Source organism: Kitasatospora sp. NPDC057595 (assembly GCF_042800875.1).
Taxonomy (GTDB): domain Bacteria; phylum Actinomycetota; class Actinomycetes; order Streptomycetales; family Streptomycetaceae; genus Kitasatospora.
The window spans coordinates 1-21,763 of sequence record NZ_JBHVGL010000016.1 but is presented as its reverse complement, the minus strand read 5'-3'; the positions used below and the strand labels follow the sequence as shown (position 1 = coordinate 21,763).

General features: G+C 76.2%; 1 protein-coding gene. It reads left to right on the top strand.

Annotated elements, in window-relative coordinates:
* Window positions 1-123: 123 nt before the first annotated feature.
* On the top strand, window positions 124-21,763 hold a 21,640-nt coding region (locus ACFU9E_RS23340; RefSeq protein ID WP_380715294.1), incomplete at its 3' end, for an SDR family NAD(P)-dependent oxidoreductase.

The window sequence follows — 21,763 nt, the reverse complement described above, 5'->3', positions numbered from 1 at the left end:
CGATGTCCTTCGACGGCCTCCGGCTGGCCGAAACCGGGTGCTTGCGGATCATCGATCGTCCGATTCAGAGTTCTGCTGCCTGCGCTCGCCCGTGCTAATCGACTCTGGACGTGATGGAACGGTATGGCCGATTCGGATGCTGTCGCGATCGTCGGTTTCGCCTGCCGGGTGGCGGGAGCCGACACCCCGGACGGGTTCTGGCAACTCCTGCGCGCCGGCGGCGACTCCGTCCGCGAACTCCCTGACGGCCGCCGGGCTTTGACACCGCCGGAACGCCCCGGCGGCACGGTCGCCGCCGGCGGGCCGGACCGGCCCCGGCGCGGCGGCTACCTGGACGAGGTCAGCGGCTTCGACCCGGAGTTCTTCGGCATCGGTCCGGGCGAGGCGGCGCTCATGGACCCGCAGCAGCGGCTCATGCTCGAATTGTGCTGGGAGGCCCTGGAACACGCGGGCATCCCGCCGCACGGGCTCAGCGGCGGCCCGGTCGGCGTGTTCGCCGGGGCGATCTGGGACGACTACGCCGTGCTGCTGCGCCGCGCGGGCATCGCGGCCGGGGCGCGCCAGGTGACCGGCCTGCATCGCAGCATGATCGCCAACCGGGTCTCCTACACGCTCGGCCTGCGCGGTCCCAGCATGACGGTCGACGCGGCCCAGGCGTCCTCGCTGGTCGCGGTGCACACGGCCTGTGAGAGCCTGCGGCGCGGCGAGTCCGAACTCGCCCTGGCCGGCGGCGTCAACCTCGACCTCGTCCCCGACGCCCCGGGCGAGGCGGGCAAGCTGGGCGGCCTCTCCCCGGACGGCCGGTGCTTCACCTTCGACGCCCGCGCCAACGGCTACGTGCGCGGCGAGGGCGGCGCGGTCGTCGTGCTCAAGCCGCTGGCCCGCGCGCTCGCCGACGGCGACACCGTGCACTGCGTGGTGGCGGGCAGCGCGATGAACCACGACGGCGGCGGCGCGGCGCTGACCTCGCCCGAGGCCGCGGCGCAGGAGCAGGTGATCCGCGCGGCCCACCGCCGGGCCGGGTTCCGTCCCGCCGACGTGCAGTACGTCGAACTGCACGGCACCGGAACCCCCGTGGGCGACCCGGTGGAGGCGGCGGCCCTGGGCGCCGCGCTCGGCACCGGCCGCCCGGCCGGCGCGCCGCTTCGGGTCGGCTCGGTGAAGACCAACCTCGGGCACCTGGAGGGCGCGGCGGGCATCGTCGGGCTGGTCAAGACGGTCCTCGCCATCCGGCACCGCGAGCTGCCGCGCAGCCTCAACTACGAGACCCCGAACCCCCGCATCCCGCTGGGGGAGCTCGGCCTGCGCGTCCAGGACGCGACGGGTGCCTGGCCACGGCCCGAGCGTCGGCTGGTCGCCGGGGTGAGCTCCTTCGGCATGGGCGGCACCAACTGCCACGTGGTTCTGGCGGAACGGCTCCCTGACGGGAGCGGGCCGGCCTCGGCGGCGCCCGCCGCCGGTCACGCCGAGCCGGTCGCGGGCCCCCGGCTCCCGGTCCTCACCCCGCTGTCCGGCACCACCCCCGAGGCGGTGCGCGCCCAGGCGGACCGCCTGCACGACCACCTGCTGAGGCACCCCGGGGTCGAGCCGACGCACGTCGGCTGGTCGGCCGCGACCACCCGCAGCCACCTGCCCTCCCGCGCCGTCGTCCTCGCGCCCGACCGCGCGGGGCTCCTGGCCGGCCTCGACGCGCTCCGCACCGCGGGCGCCACCGCCGGCGTGGTGAGCGGTGAGGTCAGGCCCGGCCGCACCGCCTTCCTGTTCACCGGCCAGGGCAGCCAGCGCCCCGGCACCGGCCGCGAACTGTACGACCGGTTCCCGGCGTTCGCCGCCGCCTTCGAGGAGGTCTGCCGCCACCTCGATCCGCTCCTGCCGCGCCCGCTGCGAGAGGTGCTGTTCGCTCCCGAGGGCAGCCCGGAGGCGGAGTCGGTCCACCGCACCGAGTTCACCCAGCCCGCCCTGTTCGCCGTCGGGGTGGCGCTGCACCGGCTGCTGGCGCACTGGGGCGTCGTCCCCGACCTGCTGCTCGGCCACTCGATCGGCGAACTCACGGCCGCGCACCTGGCCGGCGTCCTCGACCTGCCCGACGCCTGCGCCCTGGTGGCCGCCCGCGGCCGGCTGATGCAGCAACTGCCCGCCGGTGGCGCGATGGCGGCGGTCCGCCTGGGCGAGGCCGAGGTCGCGGAGGCACTCGCCGACCTCGGCGACCGGGTCGCGATCGCGGCCGTGAACGGGCCGGCGGCCACCGTCGTCTCCGGCGACGAGGAGGCCGTCCTCGCCCTCGCGGAGCAGTGGCGGGCCCAGGGCCACAAGGTCCGGCGCCTGCGGGTCGGCCACGCCTTCCACTCGCCGCGGATGGAGCCGATGCTCGACGCCTTCGCGGAGGTCGCGCGGGGGCTGGTCTACCGTCCGCCGACGACGCCCGTGGTGTCGAACCTGACCGGCCGCACGGCGTCCGCCGAGGAGCTGTGCTCGCCCGACCACTGGGTGCGGCAGGTGCGCGGGACGGTGCGCTTCGGGGACGGCGTCGAGCGGCTGCGCGAGGCCGGTGCGACCGTCCTGGTCGAACTGGGGCCGGACGGCAGCCTGTCCGCGCTGGCCCGGGGATGCCCGGTGCCCGAGGGCGGCGAGGCCTTCGCCACCGTCGCCACCCTGCGGGCAGGCCGGCCGGAGGCGGACGCGCTGGCCGAGACCGCCGCCCGGCTGCACACCCTGGGCGCCGCGCTCGACTGGACCGCGCTGTTCGAGGCACCGGCGCGGCGCCGGGTCGAGCTGCCCGGCTACGCGTTCCAGCGCTCCCGGCACTGGCTGCGCGCCGCCGCCCCCGAGGACGTCGTGTCCGAGGACGTCGCGTCCGAGGTCCTCGCCGCCGGGGAGTCCGCGCCCAAGACGTCCGGACCGGCTCGCGCGGCCCAGGCATCGCCGCTGGCCCGCCGGATCGCCGGGCTGCCGACGGCCGACCAGGCGCGCGTGGTGCTGGACCTGGTCCGCTCGCACGCTGCCGCCGTGCTGGGCCGCGCCACCAGGGACGCCGTCCGCGCGGACCTCGCCTACCGCGAGTCGGGACTCGACTCGCTCGCCACCGTCGAACTCCTCCAGCGGCTGTCCGCCGCGACCGGCCTCGACCTACCCGCGAGCGCCGGCTACGACCACCCGACGCCTGCCGACCTCGCCCGCCACCTGCGCTCCCGGGCCCTCGCGCTGCCCGTGCCGGAGCGGAGGGCCGGGCGGGCCGAGCCGTCCCCGGCGGCCGACCGGGACGGAGACCCGATCGCCGTCGTCGCCATGGGGTGCCGCTTCCCCGGCGGCGCCCACACCCCCGAGCAGCTGTGGCGCCTGGCCGCCGAGGGCGTGGACGCCATCGGACCGTTTCCCCGGGACCGCGGCTGGGACCTCGGGCGGCTGCACCACCCCTCCCCGGAGCGGCTCGGCAGCACCTATGTGCGCGAGGGCGGGTTCCTCGACGGCGCGGGCGAGTTCGACGCCGAGTTCTTCGGCATCAGCCCGCGCGAGGCCCTCGCGATGGACCCGCAGCAGCGGCTGCTGCTGGAGACGTCCTGGGAGGCCCTGGAGCGCGCCGGACTCGACCCCGCCGGGCTGCGCGGCGACCGCGTCGGAGTATTCGTCGGCGCCACCGCGCAGGACTACGGCCCGCGCATGCACCAGCCCGCCGACGGCCTGGACGGCTACCTGCTCACCGGCACCACCCCGAGCGTCGCCTCCGGCCGGATCGCCTACGAGCTCGGCCTCGAAGGCCCCGCCGTCACCGTCGACACCGCCTGCTCCTCCTCGCTCGTCGCCGTGCACCTGGCCGCCCAGGCCCTGCGCAACGGCGAGTGCACGCTGGCCCTCGCGGGCGGCGCCACCGTGATGGCCGAGCCCGGGATGTTCGTCGAGTTCGCGCGGCAGCGCGGCCTCGCCCCGGACGGCCGCTGCAAGCCGTTCTCCGCCGATGCCGACGGCACGGCGTGGGCCGAGGGCGTCGGCGTCGTCCTGCTGGAGCGGCTGTCGGACGCCCGGCGCCACGGCCACCCGGTGCTCGCCCTGGTCGTCGGCTCCGCCGTCAACCAGGACGGTGCCAGCAACGGCCTCAGCGCCCCCAACGGGGCCGCCCAGCAGCGGGTGATCCGGCAGGCGCTGGGCTCCGCCGGGCTGGTGCCCGGAGACGTCGACGTGGTCGAGGCCCACGGCACCGGCACCGCCCTCGGCGACCCGGTCGAGGCGCACGCGCTGCTCGCCGTCTACGGCGCCGACCGCGCCCCCGAACACCCCCTGCTGCTCGGCTCGGTGAAGTCCAACATCGGCCACACCCAGGCCGCGGCCGGGGTCGCCGGGCTGATCAAGACCGTCCTCGCGCTGCGGCACGGGCTGGTGCCCGGTGTCCTGCACCTGCGCGAGCCCTCGCCGGAGGTGCGCTGGGCGGACGGCGCGGTCACCGTGCCGACGGCCGCGACCCCGTGGCCCGCGCCCGCCGGTCCCGAACGCCCCCGAAGGGCCGGCGTCTCCTCGTTCGGCATCAGCGGCACCAACGCGCACGTCATCGTCGAGCAGGCGCCGGCCGACACCTGGCGGGCGCCGGAGGCCGAGGACGGCGGGGACCCGGACCTGCCCGTGCCGCTCACCGTCTCCGGCCGCACCGAGGCCGCGCTGCGCGCCCAGGCCGCCCGGCTGGCCCGGCACCTGGCCACCGGCGGGGCGGACGCGCCCGCCGACCGGCACGCGCTCGCCCACGCCCTGCTGCACGGCCGGACCAGGTTCGACCACACCGCCGTCGTCCTCGCCCGCACGCACGCCGAGGCGCTGAGCGGGCTGACCGCGCTCGCCCAGGGCGAGCCGGCCGACAACCTCGTCCGGGCCCAGTCCACCGCCCGCGGCGGGACCGTCCTGGTGTTCCCCGGCCAGGGCTCGCAGTGGGCCGACATGGCCGTCGAACTCCTCGACGCCTCACCCGCGTTCGCGGCCGAGCTGGACGCCTGCGCGGCGGCGCTGGCCCGCTGGACCGACTGGTCGCTGCACGACGTCCTGCGGGGCCGGCCGGGCGCGCCAGACCTGTCCCGGGTCGATGTCGTCCAGCCCGTGCTGTTCGCCGTCATGGTCGCGCTGGCCGGGCTGTGGCGGTCCGTCGGCGTCGAACCGGGGGCCGTCGTCGGCCACTCGCAGGGGGAGATCGCCGCCGCGTACGTCGCGGGCGCGCTCACCCTGGACGACGCCGCCAAGGTGGTCGCGCTGCGCAGCCGCGCCCTGCTCGGCCTGGCCGGCACCGGCGGCATGGTCTCGGTGCCACTGTCCGCCGAGGAGACCGGCGAACTGCTCGCACCCTGGGGCGGAAGCCTCGGCATCGCCGCCCGCAACGGCCCCGCCACCACCGTCGTCTCCGGGGGCGCCGACGCCCTGGACGCCTTCCTCGCCCACTGCGAGCGGGCCGACGTGCGCGCCCGCCGGATCCCGGTGGACTACGCCTCGCACTCGGCGCACGTCGAGTCGCTGCGCGAGCCGCTGCTCGCCGCGCTCGCCGACCTCGCGCCCCGCGCCCCGCGGATCGCCTTCTACTCGACCGTCACCGGAGGGCTGCTGACCGACAGCACGACGCTCGACGCCGACTACTGGTACCGCAACCTGCGCCAGGAGGTCCGCTTCGAGCCCGCCGTGCGCGCCCTGAGCGCGGACGGCCACCGGCTCTTCGTCGAGGCGAGCCCGCACCCCGTGTTGAAGATCGGAACCCAGGAGACCCTGGACGCCTGCGGCACCGGCGGCCCCGGGGGCACGGCCATCGGCACCCTGCGGCGCGACCACGGCGGCCTCGGACAGTTCCTCGCCTCCGTCGCCGAGGCGATCGTCCACGGGGCGGAGCCCGCCCCCGACGCGCTGCTCCCCGGGGGCCACCTCGGCCGACACGTCGACCTGCCCACCTACGCCTTCCAGCGCCGCCGCTACTGGCTGGCCGCCGGGTCCGAGCGGACCCGCCCCGCCGACCTCGGCCTGGACGCCGTCGACCACCCGCTGCTCGGCGCCGTCACGACGGCCCCGGACGGCACCACCCTGGTCACCGGCCGACTCTCCGCGGACGCCCAGCCCTGGCTGCCCGATCACGCGGTCACCGGCACCGTCGTGCTGCCCGGAACGGCCTTCCTCGACCTCGTGCTCCGGGCGGGCGCGCTGGCCGGCTGCCCGGGCGTCGAGGAGCTCACCCTGGAGTCCCCGCTCGTGCTGCCCGACACCGGGTGGACGCAACTGCGGGTGGCCGTCGCCCCCGCCGGCTCGGCGGGCCGGCGCGCCGTCACCGTGGACTCCCGGCCGTCCGCCCCCGAGGGCGAGCCGGACGACGAGCCCGTGGAGCGGCCCTGGACCCGGCACGCCTCCGGCGTGCTGACGGCCGCCGAGGAGCCCGTCACCGCCGGGGAACACGGAACCTGGCCGCCGGCGGGCAGCGAACCGATGGACCTCGCCGACGCCTACCACCGCCTCGACCGCCTCGGCTACGGCTACGGCCCGTGGTTCCAGGGCCTCGCCGCCGCCTGGCGCGCGGGAGACCGCCTGTACGCCGACGTCCGCCTGCCCGCCGAACCCGGCCGGGGCGACGCCGCGCACAGCGTCCATCCCGCCCTGCTCGACGCCGCGCTCCACCCGCTGCTGCTGGCGGACACCGACGCCGGGAGCGCCCACGGAGCGGCCCCACGCATCCCGTTCTCCTTCACCGACGTGCGTCTTCACGCCACCGGCGCCACCGCGCTGCGCGTCCGGCTCTCGCCCGGGCCGGACGGCACCACCGCACTCGCCGTCGAGGACCCCACCGGAGCGCCGGTCCTCACGGTCGGCGGCCTCGGCCTGCGCGAACTGCCCGCCGACCGGCTCGGTCCGGCCGGGCCCGCCCCGCGCGACGCGCTGTTCGAACTGCGGTGGACGGAACTGCCCGCCCCCGCCACCGGCGCGGACCCGGACTGCGTGGTCCTCGGCACCGACGACCTCGGCCTCGACCCGCGCGCCGCGTTCCCGGGCCTCGCCGAACTCGACGCCCGCACCGCCGCCGGGCACCCGGCGCCCGCCGTGGTGGCCGCCGCCGTGCCCGGCGCGCCCGCGGCCCCCGGCGACAACACGGCCGAGGCCGCGCACGCCGCCGCCCGCTGGGCCCTCGACACCGTCCGGGCCTGGCTGGCCGGCGACCGCCCGGACGGCGCCAGGCTGGTCGTCGTCACCCGGGGCGCCGTCGCCGTCCGACCGGGGGACGCCGTGCCGGGCGTCGGCCAGTCCCCGGTGTGGGGCCTGCTGCGCACCGCGCAGTCCGAGCACCCGGGCCGCGTCACCCTGATCGACGTCGACGACCCCGCGCGCTCCGGCCGCGCCCTGCGGGCCGCCCTCACCGCCGACGAACCCCAGCTCGCCCTGCGCGACGGGATCCCGTACGGCCCCCGGCTCGTCCCGGCCGCGGTCCCGGGCGGTGGGCGCCCGCTGGACCCGGACCGCACGGCACTGATCACGGGCGGTACCGGCACCCTCGGCGCGCTGATCGCCCGACGGCTGGTCACCGAGCACGGCCTGCGCCACCTGCTGCTGGTCAGCCGGTCCGGGCAGCGGACGGACGGCGGCGAACGGCTGCGGGCCGAACTCGCGGCGCTCGGCGCACGGGTGACGATCGCCGCGTGCGACGTCGCCCGCCGCGAGGAGCTCGCGGAGCTGATCGCGGGCATCCCGGCCGCGCACCCGCTGGGCGTCGTCGTGCACGCCGCCGGCGTCCTCGACGACGGCACGGTGGAGACCCTCGCCCCCGAACGCCTCGCCGCCGTCCTGCGCCCCAAGGTGGACGCCGCCTGGCACCTGCACGAGCTGACCCGGGACCAGGAGCTCGACGCGTTCGTCCTGTTCTCCTCCGTCACCTCCGTCACCGGCAACGCCGGGCAGGGCGCCTACACGGCCGCGAACGCCTTCCTCGATGCCCTGGCCGAGCACCGCCGCGCGGCCGGACTGCCCGGCAACGCGCTCGCCTGGGGCCTGTGGGCCGAGGGCAGCGGGATGACCCGCCACCTCGCGGCCGCCGACCTCGCCCGACTCGCGCGCGGCGGCATCGGCCTGCTGTCCACCGAGGACGGGCTCGCGCTGTTCGACGCCGCACTGCGGTGCGACCTGCCGTACGCCGTCACCGCCCGCCTCGACCGGGCGGCGCTGCGCGGCCTCGCGGCGGCCGGCACAGTGCCGCCCGTTCTCCGCGGACTGGTCCGCGCCCCGCTGCGGCACGCGGCCGCGGCGGCGAGCACGGCGGAGGCGGGCGGCGCCGGGGACGCGTCCTCCTGGGCGCGCCGGATGGCCGGGCTGCCCGAGGACCGCCGTGCCCAGGCGGTACTCGACCTCGTCCGCGGCCAGACCGCCACCGTGCTCGGCCTCGGCGAGTCGGACACCGTCGACGTTCGACGGGCCTTCCGCGAACTGGGCTTCGACTCGCTCACCGCGCTGGAACTGCGCAACCGGCTGAACACGCTCACCGGCCTGCGGCTGCCCGCCACCGTGGTGTTCGACCACCCCAGCGCCACCGCCCTCGCGGCACGGCTGACCAGGGAGGCGGTGGGCGCCCCGGCGACGGCCGCCCCGGCACCCGCGGCCGTCCCGGCGGACGACGATCCGGTCGTGATCGTCGGCATGGGCTGCCGCTACCCCGGCGGCGTCGCCGGGCCCGAGGACCTCTGGCGCCTCGTCGCCCAGGAGACCGACGCGGTCGGCGGCTTCCCGACCGACCGCGGCTGGGACGCCGACGCCCTGTACGACCCGGACCCGTCCCGCCCCGGCACGGTGTACACCCGGCACGGCGCCTTCCTCTACGACTCCGGCGACTTCGACGCCGAGTTCTTCGGGATGTCACCGCGGGAGACCCGCGCGACGGACCCGCAGCAGCGCCTGCTGCTGGAGACCTCCTGGGAGGCACTGGAGCACGCGGGCATCGACCCGAGCACCCTGCGCGGCTCCCGGACCGGCGTCTTCACCGGCGTCATGCACCACGACTACGCCTCCCGCCTCCACCGGGCCCCGGACGGCTACGAGGGCCTGCTGCTCGCCGGCAGCGTCGGGAGCGTCGTCTCGGGCCGGGTGGCGTACTCGCTGGGGCTGGAGGGTCCGGCGGTCAGTATCGACACGGCGTGCTCGTCGTCGCTGGTCGCGCTGCATCTGGCGGCGAACGCGCTGCGCGCCGGTGAGTGCGACCTGGCGCTCGCGGGCGGGGTGACCGTGATGTCGACGCCGCACGTGTTCGTGGAGTTCGCCCGCCAGCGCGGTTTGGCGGCGGACGGCCGGTGCAAGCCGTTCGCGGCGGGCGCGGACGGGACCGGCTGGGGCGAGGGCGTGGGCCTGCTGGTGGTCGAGCGGTTGTCGGACGCGGTGCGCAACGGGCATCGGGTGCTGGCGGTGGTGCGGGGCAGTGCGGTGAACCAGGACGGTGCGTCGAACGGGTTGACGGCGCCGAACGGTCCTTCGCAGGAGCGGGTGATCCGGCAGGCGCTGGCCAATGCGGGTCTGACCACGGCGGACGTGGACGTGGTGGAGGCGCACGGGACGGGGACGACGCTGGGTGACCCGATCGAGGCGCAGGCGCTGCTGGCGACGTACGGTCAGGACCGTCCCGGGGACCGGCCGCTGCGGCTGGGGTCGGTGAAGTCGAACATCGGTCACACGCAGGCGGCGGCGGGTGTGGCGGGTGTGATCAAGATGGTGATGGCGTTGCGGCACGGTGTGCTGCCGAAGTCGCTCCACGTGGACGCGCCGTCGCCGCACGTGGACTGGTCGGCGGGTGCGGTCGAGTTGTTGACGGACGAGGTGGAGTGGCCGGAGACGGGGCGGCCGCGCCGGGCGGGGGTGTCCTCGTTCGGGATCAGCGGCACCAACGCCCACGTGATCATCGAGCAGCCGGTTCCCGTCGACCGCGAGGACGTTCCGGCGGAGCCGGTGACGGCCGCGGGGGCGGGCGAGGTGGTGCCGTGGGCACTGTCGGCGCGATCGGCCGCGGCCCTGCGTGCGCAGGCGGAGCGGCTGCTCGGTTGGGTGGCCGACCGTCCGGAGGCCGATCCGGTGGTGGTGGCGCGGACGCTCGCTTCGGGTCGGGCGGCGCTGGAGCACCGGGCGGTGGTCGCCGGTCGGTCGGTGGCGGAGCTGGTGGATCGGCTGGGCGGGGTGGCCGACGGTGAGTCGGTTGCGGCGTCGGAGTCGGGCGCGGTGTTCGTGTTCCCGGGGCAGGGGTCGCAGTGGGCCGGGATGGCCGTCGAACTCCTCGACGCCTCACCGGTGTTCGCGGCCGCTGTGGAGGAGTGTGCGGGGGTGATGGACCCGCTGACGGACTGGTCGTTGCTGGAGGTGTTGCGGGACGGTTCGGGCGGGTTGCTGGAGCGGGTCGATGTGGTGCAGCCGGTGTTGTTCGCGGTGATGGTGGGTTTGGCGCGGTGGTGGGAGTCGTGCGGGGTGCGGCCGGCGGCGGTGATCGGGCATTCGCAGGGGGAGATCGCCGCCGCGCACGTGGCCGGGCTGCTGTCCTTGGAGGACGCGGTCCAGCTCGTGGTGTCGCGCAGCCGGGTGCTGCGAGGGGTGACGGGTGGCGGGATGGTGTCCGTCGGCGTCGGTGCGGAGCGTGCCGCTGAACTCGTCGCCGAGGACGGCCGGTTGTCGCTGGCGGCGGTCAACGGGCCGTCGAGTGTCGTGCTGTCCGGGGAGATCGAGGCGCTGTCGGCGGTCGTGGCCGACTGCGAGCGCCAGGACGTCCGGGCGCGTTGGATCCCGGTGGATTACGCCTCGCATTCGGCGTACATGGACGCGGTGCGCGAGGAGGTCGTCGAACTGTCGTCGGGTGTGCGGCCGTTGGCGGGCCGGGTGGCGATGTTCTCGACGGTGACCGGCGAAGTGGTCGAGGAGCCGGACCGGTTGGCGGGTTCGTACTGGTTCGACAACCTGCGCGGCACCGTCCGCCTGGACGCGGCGGTGCGCGCGGCCCTCGCAGAAGGACACACCACGTTCGTCGAGTGCAGTCCGCACCCCGGGCTGGTCGTCCCGGTCGCGGACCAGCTGGAAGAGGTCCCCGGCGCCGTGGTCCTGGAGACCCTGCGCCGCCATGAGGGCGGTCCCGAGCGGCTGGTGACGGCGCTGTCCGCCGCCTTCGTCGCCGGCCTGCCCGTCGACTGGTCCACCCAGCTCCCCACCGGTCCCCGGGCCGATCTGCCGACCTACGCCTTCCAGCACCGCCGCTACTGGCTCGACGCCCCACCCGTCGCGGGCGCCGCGCACGACCTCGGTCTCGTGGCGGCCGGCCACCCGCTGCTGGGCGCCGCCGTGCGCTCGCCGGAAAACGGAGGCATCTCGTTCACCGGGCGGTTGTCCGTGCCCGCCCACCCCTGGCTCGCCGACCACGCCGTGCACGGCACGGCCCTCGTGCCGGGCACCGCCTTCCTCGACCTCGCGGCCTGGGCCGGCGCCGAGGCCGACTGCCCGGTGGTCGACGAACTCACCCTGCACGAGCCGCTCGTGCTGCCCGAACAGGCCGGAGTGCGGCTGCACGTGGCTCTCGCCGCGCCCGACGCGACCGGTGTCCGGGCCCTTGCCGTCCACTCCCGGCCCGAGGGCGCCCCCGAGGACGAGCCGTGGACCCGGCACGCCACCGGCAGTCTCTCCTCCACTCCGCCGCAGGTCGTCGCCGACGTCCTCCTGCCGTGGCCGCCTCCGCACACGGAGGCCGTCGACACCACCACGCTCTACGAGCGCCTGGCCGAGTCCGGCTACGACTACGGCCCCGTCTTCCAGGGCCTGCGGGCCGCCTGGCGGCACGGCGACGACCTGTTCGCCGAGATCGAGCTCCCGCACGGCCCGGACGAGCCGACCCAGCAGGAGCACGGCTACCACCTGCACCCCGCGCTCCTGGACGCCGCCCTGCACCTCACCGCGCTGGACGCGGTGGAGACCTCGGGCAGCACCCTGCTGCCCTTCGCCTGGGCGGGAACGACCAGGGAACCGACCGCCGAGCCCGTCACCGCCCTGCGGGTGCGGCTGCGGCGCACCGGCGGCGAGTCGGTGTCGCTGCTGGCCACCGACCGCAGTGGCTCGCCGGTGGTGCGCGCCGAGTCGCTCGTACTGCGGCCGCTGGCCCCCGGGGGGATCGCCGGCCGGGCCGCCGCCGAGCCGGCCTGGCTGCACCGGGTGGACTGGACGGAGACGTCCCTGCCGGAGGCGGAGCCCGACCCGCGGCAGCGCTGGGCGCTGCTCGGCGCGCCGTCACCTGGCCGGCCGGCCCACCCTGACCACGGCCTGCCCGCCCACCCCGACCCGGCTGCGGCCGCCGAGGCCGGGACCGACGTCGCCGTCCTTCCCTGCCCGCCTGCGGACGGCACCGGGCCCGCCGCCGTCCCGGCCGCCGTTCACACCGTCCTCGGTGTCCTCCGCGGCTGGCTCGCCGAGGAGCGCCTCGCCGCCGCCCGCCTGGTGGTCGTCACCCGGGGCGCCATCGCCTCCGACCCGTCCGAGGACGTCCCCGAACCGGCGCACGCAGCGGTCTGGGGCCTCCTGCGCAGTGCCCAGACCGAGCATCCGGGCCGCTTCGTCCTTGTCGACCTCGACCACGACCCGCACCGGGCCGCCCCCTCGTTCCCCGTGGACCTGCTGCGCGCCGTCCTGGCGTCCGGTGAGGCCCAGGCGATCGTCCGCGACGGCACCGTGCTGACCCCGCGCCTGGTCCGCGCCGACGCCGGACCGGCCCTGGTGCTCCCGGACGGGCCCGCACCCTGGCGCGTCGAGTCCGGCCCGCGGCACACCATCGACGCCCTCGCCGTCGTCGATCACCCGGCCGCGGCCGAACCGCTCGCCGCCGGGCAGGTCAGGGTCGCGGTGCGCGCGGCCGGCGTGAACTTCCGCGACGCGCTGATCGCACTCGGCATGTACCCCGGCCGGGCCGTCGTCGGCGCCGAGGCGGCGGGCGTCGTGACCGAGGTCGGACCGGGCGTCACCGCGCTCACGCCGGGCGACCGGGTGATGGGCCTGTTCGACGGCGCCTTCGGTCCGCTGGCCGTCACCGACCACCGCCTGCTGGCCCGGGTACCCGCCGGCTGGTCGTACGCCCGGGCGGCCTCCGTGCCGGTGGTCTTCCTGACCGCCCTGTACGGGCTGCGCGACCTCGGCGGACTGCGGCCCGGCGAGACCGTCCTCGTCCACGCGGCGGCCGGCGGCGTGGGCATGGCCGCCGTCCAGCTCGCCCGGCACTGGGGCGCCACGGTCCTCGCCACCGCGAGCAGCGCGAAGTGGCCGGTGGTGCGTGGGCTCGGCGTGCCCGAGGACCGGATCGCCTCCTCCCGCGACACCGGCTTCGAACGGCGCTTCGCCGGGGCCACCGACGGCCGGGGCGTCGACGTCGTCCTGAACTCGCTGGCCGGGGAGTTCGTGGACGCCTCGCTGCGCCTGCTCGCGGACGGCGGCCGGTTCGTCGAGATGGGCAAGACGGACGTGCGCGGCCGGGAGGCCGTCGCGGCCGACCGCCCGGACGTCCGGTACCGGGCGTTCGACCTCATCGACGCGGGGCCGGACCGGATCGCCGAACTGTTCGCCGAACTCGTGGAGCTCTTCGAGGCGGGCGCCCTGGACCCGTTGCCCGTCCGCACCTTCGACCTGCGCCATGCCCGCGAGGCGGTGCGTTTCGTCAGCCGCGCCCGGCACATCGGCAAGGTCGTGCTGACCCTGCCCCAACCGCTCGCCGACGACGGGACCGTCCTGATCACCGGCGGTACCGGCACCCTCGGCCGCCACCTCGCCCAGCACCTGGTCACCCGGCACGGCGTCCGGCACCTCCTGCTGCTCGGCCGGCGCGGTGCGGACGCCCCCGGTGCGGCCGCCCTGGCCGCCGAACTCGCCGAGCTGGGCGCCGAGGTGCGCATCGAGGCCTGCGACGCGGCCGACCGCGAGGCCCTCGCCCGGGTGCTCGCCGCGATCCCCGCCGAGCACCCGCTCACCGCCGTCGTCCACGCCGCCGGCGTGCTCGACGACGGCCTGGTCGACGCGCTGACGCCGGAGCAGGTCGACCGTGTCCTGCGCGCCAAGGCCGAGACCGCCGCCCACCTGCACGACCTCACGCGGGACACCGAGCTGTCCGCCTTCGTGCTGTACTCCTCGGCCGCCGGCGTCCTCGGCACCCCCGGCCAGGCCGCCTACGCCGCGGCCAACGGCTACCTCGACGGCCTCGCGCAGCACCGCCGCGCCCGCGGCCTGCCGGCCACCTCCCTGGCCTGGGGCCTGTGGGCCGAGCGCACCGGACTGACCGGCCACCTCGGCGCGGCGGACCTGAAGCGGCTCGCCCGCGGCGGGCTGCTGCCCTTCTCGACGCCGCAGGGGCTCGCCCTGTTCGACGCCGCGTGGCAGCGCCCCGAGGCGGCACTCGTCCCGGCAAGGCTGGACCTCGCCGCGCTGCGGGCCACCACCGGCCCCGTGCCGCCACTGCTGCGGGCGCTCGCCGGTCCGGCGTCCCCGCGCCGCACGGCGGCCGCCGACGGCGCCCTGCCGTGGGCCCGGCGACTGGCCGGTGCCTCGCCCGAGGAGCGCGTCGACCTGGCGCTGCGCCTGGTGCGGACCGAGGCGGCCGTGGTGCTCGGCCACGACTCGGCGGAGACCGTGCGCCCCGGGACGGCCTTCAAGGAGCTGGGCTTCGACTCGCTGACCGGTGTCGAGCTGCGCAACCGGCTCAACGGCGCCACCGGTCTGCGGCTGCCGTCCACCCTGGTCTTCGACCACCCGACGCCGCTGCGGCTCGCGGGCTTCCTCGCCGCGGCCGCCCAGGGCGGGACGGCGTCCGCCGAGGCGCCGGCCGCCGCGAGCACGGCGGTCCGCGCCGACGAACCGGTGGCGATCGTCGCGATGGGCTGCCGCTTCCCGGGCGGTGTCGCGTCGCCCGAGGACCTCTGGGAGCTGGTGGTCGCCGGGGGCGATGCGATCGGTGACTTCCCGGGCGACCGGGGGTGGGACGTGGCGGGGCTCTTCGACCCCGATCCGGAGGCGTCCGGGAAGAGCTATGTGCGCCGGGGTGGATTCCTGTCCGGTGTGGCCGACTTCGACGCCGAGTTCTTCGGGATCTCGCCGCGCGAGGCGCTGGCGATGGACCCGCAGCAGCGCCTGCTGCTGGAGACGGCGTGGGAGACCTTCGAGCGGGCCGGGATCGACCCGCGGTCGCTGCGCGGCAGCCGGACCGGCGTCTTCGCGGGGATGGCCGGGCACGACTACGCGACGGGTGGGATGCCGTCCAGCGTCGAAGGGCACGTGCTGACCGGCAACGCCACGAGCGTCGCGTCGGGCCGCGTCGCCTACACGTTTGGGCTGGAAGGCCCGGCGCTGACGGTGGACACGGCGTGCTCGTCGTCGCTGGTCGCGCTGCATCTGGCGGCGAACGCGCTGCGCGCGGGGGAGTGCGACCTCGCCCTGGCCGGCGGGGTGACGGCGATGTCCACGCCGGACTTCTTCGTCGAGTTCTCCCGCCAGCGCGGTCTGGCACCGGACGGGCGGAGCAAGGCCTTCGCCGCGACGGCCGACGGCATGGGCGCGGCGGAGGGCGTGGGTCTGCTGCTGGTGGAGCGGTTGTCGGACGCGGTGCGCAACGGGCATCGGGTGCTGGCGGTGGTGCGGGGCAGTGCGGTGAACCAGGACGGTGCGTCGAACGGGTTGACGGCGCCGAACGGTCCGTCGCAGGAGCGGGTGATCCGGGCGGCTCTGGCGAGCGGGGGGCTGGCTCCGGCGGACGTGGATGTGGTGGAGGCGCACGGGACGGGGACGACGCTGGGTGACCCGATCGAGGCGCAGGCGCTTCAGGCGGCGTACGGGCGTGAGCGGGCCGGTGAGCCGCTGTGGCTGGGGTCGGTGAAGTCGAACATCGGGCACACGCAGGCGGCTGCGGGTGTGGCGGGTGTGATCAAGATGGTGATGGCGTTGCGGCACGGTGTGCTGCCGAGGACGCTGCACGTGGACGCGCCCTCGTCGCACGTGGACTGGTCGGCGGGTGCGGTCGAGTTGTTGACGGACGAGGTGCCGTGGCCGGAGACCGGTCGGCGGCGTCGGGCCGGGGTGTCCTCGTTCGGGATCAGTGGCACCAATGCCCACGTGATCCTGGAGGAGGCGCCGGAGGCGGAGGCCCCGGCACCGGCGGAGGCGGTCGGCGGGGTGGTGCCGTGGGTGCTGTCGGCGGGCTCCGAGGCCGCGCTGCGTGCGCAGGTGGAGCGGTTGCGCGGTTGGGTGGCCGATCGTCCTGAGGTCGATCCGGTGGCGGTGGCGCGGACGCTCGCCTCGGGCCGGGCGGCGCTGGAGCACCGGGTGGTGGTGGCGGGCGGGTCGGTGGCGGAGCTGGTGGACCGGCTGGGTGAGCCGGCCGGGGGCGGGTCGGTTGCCGCGTCGGGGTCGGGTGCGGTGTTCGTGTTCCCGGGTCAGGGGTCGCAGTGGGCGGGGATGGCGGCTGAACTGCTGGTCTCCAGTCCGGTGTTCGCGGCTGCTGTGGAGGAGTGTGCGGGGGTGATGGACGCGCTGACGGACTGGTCGCTGTTGGAGGTGTTGCGGGACGGTTCGGGGGCGCTGCTGGAGCGGGTCGATGTGGTGCAGCCGGTGTTGTTCGCGGTGATGGTGGGGCTTGCGCGGTGGTGGGAGTCGTGCGGGGTTCGGCCTGTGGCGGTGATCGGGCATTCGCAGGGGGAGATCGCCGCCGCGCACGTGGCCGGGTTGCTCACTCTTGAGGATGCGGTGCGGGTGGTGGTGCTGCGGAGCCGGGCGCTGCGTGGGGTGACGGGTGGCGGGATGCTGTCCGTCGGTCTTGGTGCGGAGCGTGCTGCTGAACTGGTGGCCGGGGATGGGCGGTTGTCGTTGGCGGCGGTGAACGGGCCGTCGAGTGTGGTGCTGTCCGGGGAGATCGAGGCGCTGACCTCGGTGGCCGAACAGTGTGAGCGTGACGGGGTGCGGGCGCGGTGGATTCCGGTGGATTACGCCTCGCATTCGGCGTACATGGACGCGGTGCGTGAGGAGGTCGTCGAACTCTCCTCGGGTGTGCGTCCGTTGGCGGGTCGGGTGGCGATGTTCTCGACGGTGACCGGCGAAGTGGTCGACGAGCCGGACCGGTTGGCGGGTTCGTACTGGTTCGACAATCTGCGGGGCACTGTCCGCCTGGACGCGGCGGTGCGGGCCGCGGTGGCTGCCGGGCACACCACGTTCGTGGAGTGCAGTCCGCACCCCGGGCTGGTCGTTCCGGTCGCGGACCAGTTGGAGGAGACTCCGGGGGCCGTGGTCCTGGAGACTCTGCGCCGTCATGAGGGTGGTCCCGAGCGGCTGGTGACGGCGTTGTCGGCGGCCTTCGTCGCGGGCCTGCCCGTCGACTGGACCACCCTGCTCCCCGCCGGTCCCCAGGCAGACCTGCCGACCTACCCGTTCCAGCGCGAGCGCTACTGGGTGACGGCTGCCGACGCGGGGTCCTCCGGTGCCGGCCGTGGCCAACTCGCCGTCGACCACCCGGTCCTGGGAGCCGCCGTCGAGTTGGCGGACGGTTCCGGGACGGTCCTGACCGGTCGGCTCTCCACCGTCACCCACCCGTGGCTCGCCGACCACGCCGTACTCGGCACCGTCATCGTCCCCGGCACGGTGTTCGTGGAGCTCGCACTGCGCGCCGGAGACCGGGTCGGCCACGGCGAGATCGAGGAACTCACCCTGCCCGCACCGCTGGTGCTGCCCGAGACGGGCGGCGTTCAGCTCCAGGTCTCCGTCGGTGCGCCGGACGAGTCCGGAGCCCGTGCCATCGGCATCCACTCCCGGCCCGAGCACGCGCCCGCCGACCAGCCCTGGACCAGGCACGCCACCGGCACGCTGGTCGCCCCGGACGAGAGGGCCGAGATCGGCGCACCGGACCTCACCGCCTGGCCGCCGCCGGGTGCCGCACCCGTCGCGACCGACGGCACGTACGAGCGGCTGGGCGCTGCCGGCTTCGACTACGGACCGGTGTTCCAGGGCCTGCGAGCCGCCTGGCGGCGCGGCGACGAACTCTTCGCCGAGGTCGAACTCCCGGCGGAGGCCGACGCGCAGACCGGCCGTTTCGAGCTGCACCCCGCCCTGCTGGACGCCGCCCTCCACGCGCTGGCGGCAGCCCGCGAGCCGGGTGGGCCGGAGGATCCCGACCCGACGGTCGGGGCGCGGGTGGCCTTCGCCTGGCGCGGCGTCCGGTCGGCCGCCGGGCCGAGGCCGGCCGCAGGGACCTCCCGCCTGCGCGTCCGGCTGTTGCCCACCGGGGCCGACGCGGTGTCGCTGCACTTGGCGGACGAGACGGGCACGGGTGTCGCGTCGGTGGCGGAGCTCACCGTCCGCCCGGTCACGGCGGAGCAGCTGCGCCCGGCCGGTCCGTCGCACCGCGACGCGCTGTTCCGGGTGGAGTGGCGGGCGGTCGAGCCCGGCCCGGCGGAGCTGCCGCCGTGGGCCCTGCTCGGCCCGGTCGGTGCGGATGCGCCCGGCGTGGCCGCGCGCCTGGCCGAGCAGCACCATCCGGCTGCCCTCTTCGAGGACCTGGCCGCGGCCGCGGCGGCCGACGGGCCGGTGCCCGCCACGGTCGTGCTGCCCCTCCCGTTGGCGCCCGAGGCCGGGGAGGACGTCCCCGCCCGGACCCGCAGGCTGCTGGGCTCGGTGCTCGGCCTGCTCCAGGCCTGGCTGGCGCACGACCGCTTCGACGGCGCCCGCTTGGTCGTCGCGACGACCGGTGCGCTCGCCGCCCGTGCGGACGAGCCGGTCGCCGATGTCGCGGCCGCCGCCGTCTGGGGCCTGGTGCGCTCGGCGCAGTCGGAGCACCCCGGCCGCTTCACCCTGCTCGACCTCGACGGCGACGAGGCCTCGCTCACCCGGTGGCCGCTGGCACTCGCCGTGTCGGAACCGCAACTGGCCCTCCGCGAGGGGACCTTGCTGGTGCCCCGGCTGGTCCGCGCGACCCCGCCGCCGGCCACCGACCGCGTGTTCGACCCGGAGGGAACCGTCTTGGTCACCGGCGCCACCGGCGGTCTGGGCGCGCTCGTGGCACGGCACCTGGTGACCGGCCACGGCGTGCGCCGGCTCCTGCTGCTGTCGCGCCGCGGCACCGCCGCGCCGGACGCCGCCGCGCTCCTCGCCGACCTCGCCGAGCTGGGCGCCGAGGCCACCCTGCTGGCCTGCGACCTGGCCGACCGCGACGCTCTGACGGAGGCGCTGGCGCGGGTGCCCGACGCGCACCCGCTGACCGGGGTGGTCCACACCGCGGGCATCGTCGACGACGGACTGGTCGAGGCCCTGACAGCCGGCCACCTGGACCGGTCGCTCCGCCCGAAGGCCGACGGGGCGTACCACCTGCACGAGCTCACCCGGGACGCCAAGCTCGCCGCCTTCGTGCTCTTCTCCTCCGGAGCGACCACCTTCGGCGGCCCGGGCCAGGGCAACTACGCCGCCGCCAACGCCTTCCTGGACGGCCTCGCGCAGCACCGCCGGGCGCTCGGCCTGCCGGCGATCTCGCTCGCCTGGGGCCTGTGGGCCGGCACACGGGGCATGGGCGGGCGGCTGAGCGAGGCCGACCTCGCCCGGTGGGCGCGGACCGGCGCGGTCGCGATGCCGGCCGAGGAGGCGCTGAGCCTGTTCGACCTCGCGCTCGCCGAGCCCGGCGCGACCCTGGTGCCCGCGCACCTGGACCTCCGGGCGATCCGCGCGCGTGCGGCGGCCGCACCCGCGCTGTTCGGCGAGCTGCTGGGTGTGGCGACCCGCCGCACCGACCGGCAGTCCGGCGCGGCCCCGCTGGCCGCCCGGATCACCGCCATGGCGGCGGGCGAGCGCGAGCGGGCGCTGTTGGAGATCGTCCGGACCGAGGCCGCGGGAGCGCTGGGCCACCGGTCGGCCGACGGCGTGCACGCGACCCGGGCCTTCAAGGAGCTGGGCTTCGACTCGCTGACCGGTGTCGAGCTGCGCAACCGGCTCAACGGCGCCACTGGTCTGCGGCTGCCGTCCACCCTGGTCTTCGACCACCCGACCCCGGCCCGGCTCGCCGGCCATCTCCTGGAGCGGCTGGTCGGCGCCGCGGGACCGGACGATTCGGCGGTGGTGCCCGTGCGCACGCCGGCCGCCGGAGCGGGCACCGACGGCGATCCGGTCGTGATCGTCGGCATGGGCTGCCGCTTCCCCGGCGGGGTGGGCTCGCCCCAGGAGCTCTGGGAGCTGGTCGCCTCCGGCCGCGACGCGGTCGGCGACTTCCCGGGCGACCGGGGGTGGGACGTGGCGGGGCTCTTCGACCCCGATCCGGAGGCGTCCGGGAAGAGCTATGTGCGCCGGGGTGGATTCCTGTCCGGTGTGGCCGACTTCGACGCCGAGTTCTTCGGGATCTCGCCGCGGGAGGCGCTGGCGATGGACCCGCAGCAGCGGCTGCTGCTGGAGGCCTCCTGGGAGGCGGTCGAGCGGGCCGGCATCGACCCCGGTTCGCTGCGCGGCAGCCGGACCGGGATCTTCGCCGGCGTCATCGACAACGACTACGGCTCGCGTCTCGACCGCGTCCCGGAAGAGGTCGAGGGCTACGTCGGTTACGGCAGCGCGAGCAGCATCGCCTCCGGCCGGGTGGCGTACTCGCTGGGGCTGGAGGGTCCGGCGGTCAGTATCGACACGGCGTGCTCGTCGTCGCTGGTCGCGCTGCATCTGGCGGCGAACGCGCTGCGCTCGGGGGAGTGCGACCTGGCGCTCGCGGGCGGGGTGACCGTGATGTCGACGCCCGAGTTCTTCGTCGAGTTCTCGCGGCAGCGCGGGCTGTCCGCGGACGGCCGTTGCAAGGCGTTCTCGGAGGCGGCCGACGGCATGGGCGCCGGCGAGGGGGTCGGCCTGGTCCTGCTGGAGCGACTCTCGGACGCACGCCGCCACGGCCACCGGGTGCTGGCGGTGGTGCGGAGCAGTGCGGTGAACCAGGACGGTGCCTCCAACGGGCTGTCCGCCCCCAACGGGCCGTCCCAGCAGCGGGTGATCCGGCAGGCGCTGGCCAACGGGGGTCTGACCACGGCGGACGTGGACGTGGTGGAGGCGCACGGGACGGGGACGACGCTGGGTGACCCGATCGAGGCGCAGGCGCTGCTGGCCACCTACGGTCAGGGTCGGCCGGCCGACCGGCCGCTGTGGCTGGGGTCGGTGAAGTCGAACATCGGCCATGCCCAGGCGGCGGCGGGTGTGGCGGGTGTGATCAAGATGGTGATGGCGTTGCGGCACGGTGTGCTGCCGAGGACGCTGCACGTGGACGCGCCCTCGTCGCACGTGGACTGGTCGGCGGGTGCGGTCGAGCTGCTGGCGGAGTCGGTGGAGTGGCCGGAGACGGGGCGGCCGCGTCGGGCGGGGGTGTCCTCGTTCGGGATCAGCGGCACCAACGCCCACGTGATTCTGGAGGCGCCGGAGGCGGAGGCTCCGATCGCGGTTGAGCCGGTCGGCGGGGTGGTGCCGTGGGTGGTGTCGGCGCGGTCGGACGCGGCGCTGCGTGTGCAGGTGGAGCGGTTGCGGGAGTGGGCGGTGGCGCACCCCGGAGTGGACCCGGTGGATGTCGGCCGGTCGTTGGTGGCGGGTCGCGCGGTGTTCGAGCACCGGGCAGTGGTCGCCGGTCATTCGGTGGCCCAACTCGTGGACCGGCTCGGAGAGTGGGGGACGGATTCCCTGCTGTCGGCGGGACGCGCCGAAGAGTCGGGTGCGGTGTTCGTGTTCCCGGGTCAGGGGTCGCAGTGGGCGGGGATGGCGGTTGAGCTCCTCGACGCATCACCGGTGTTCGCCGCTGCCG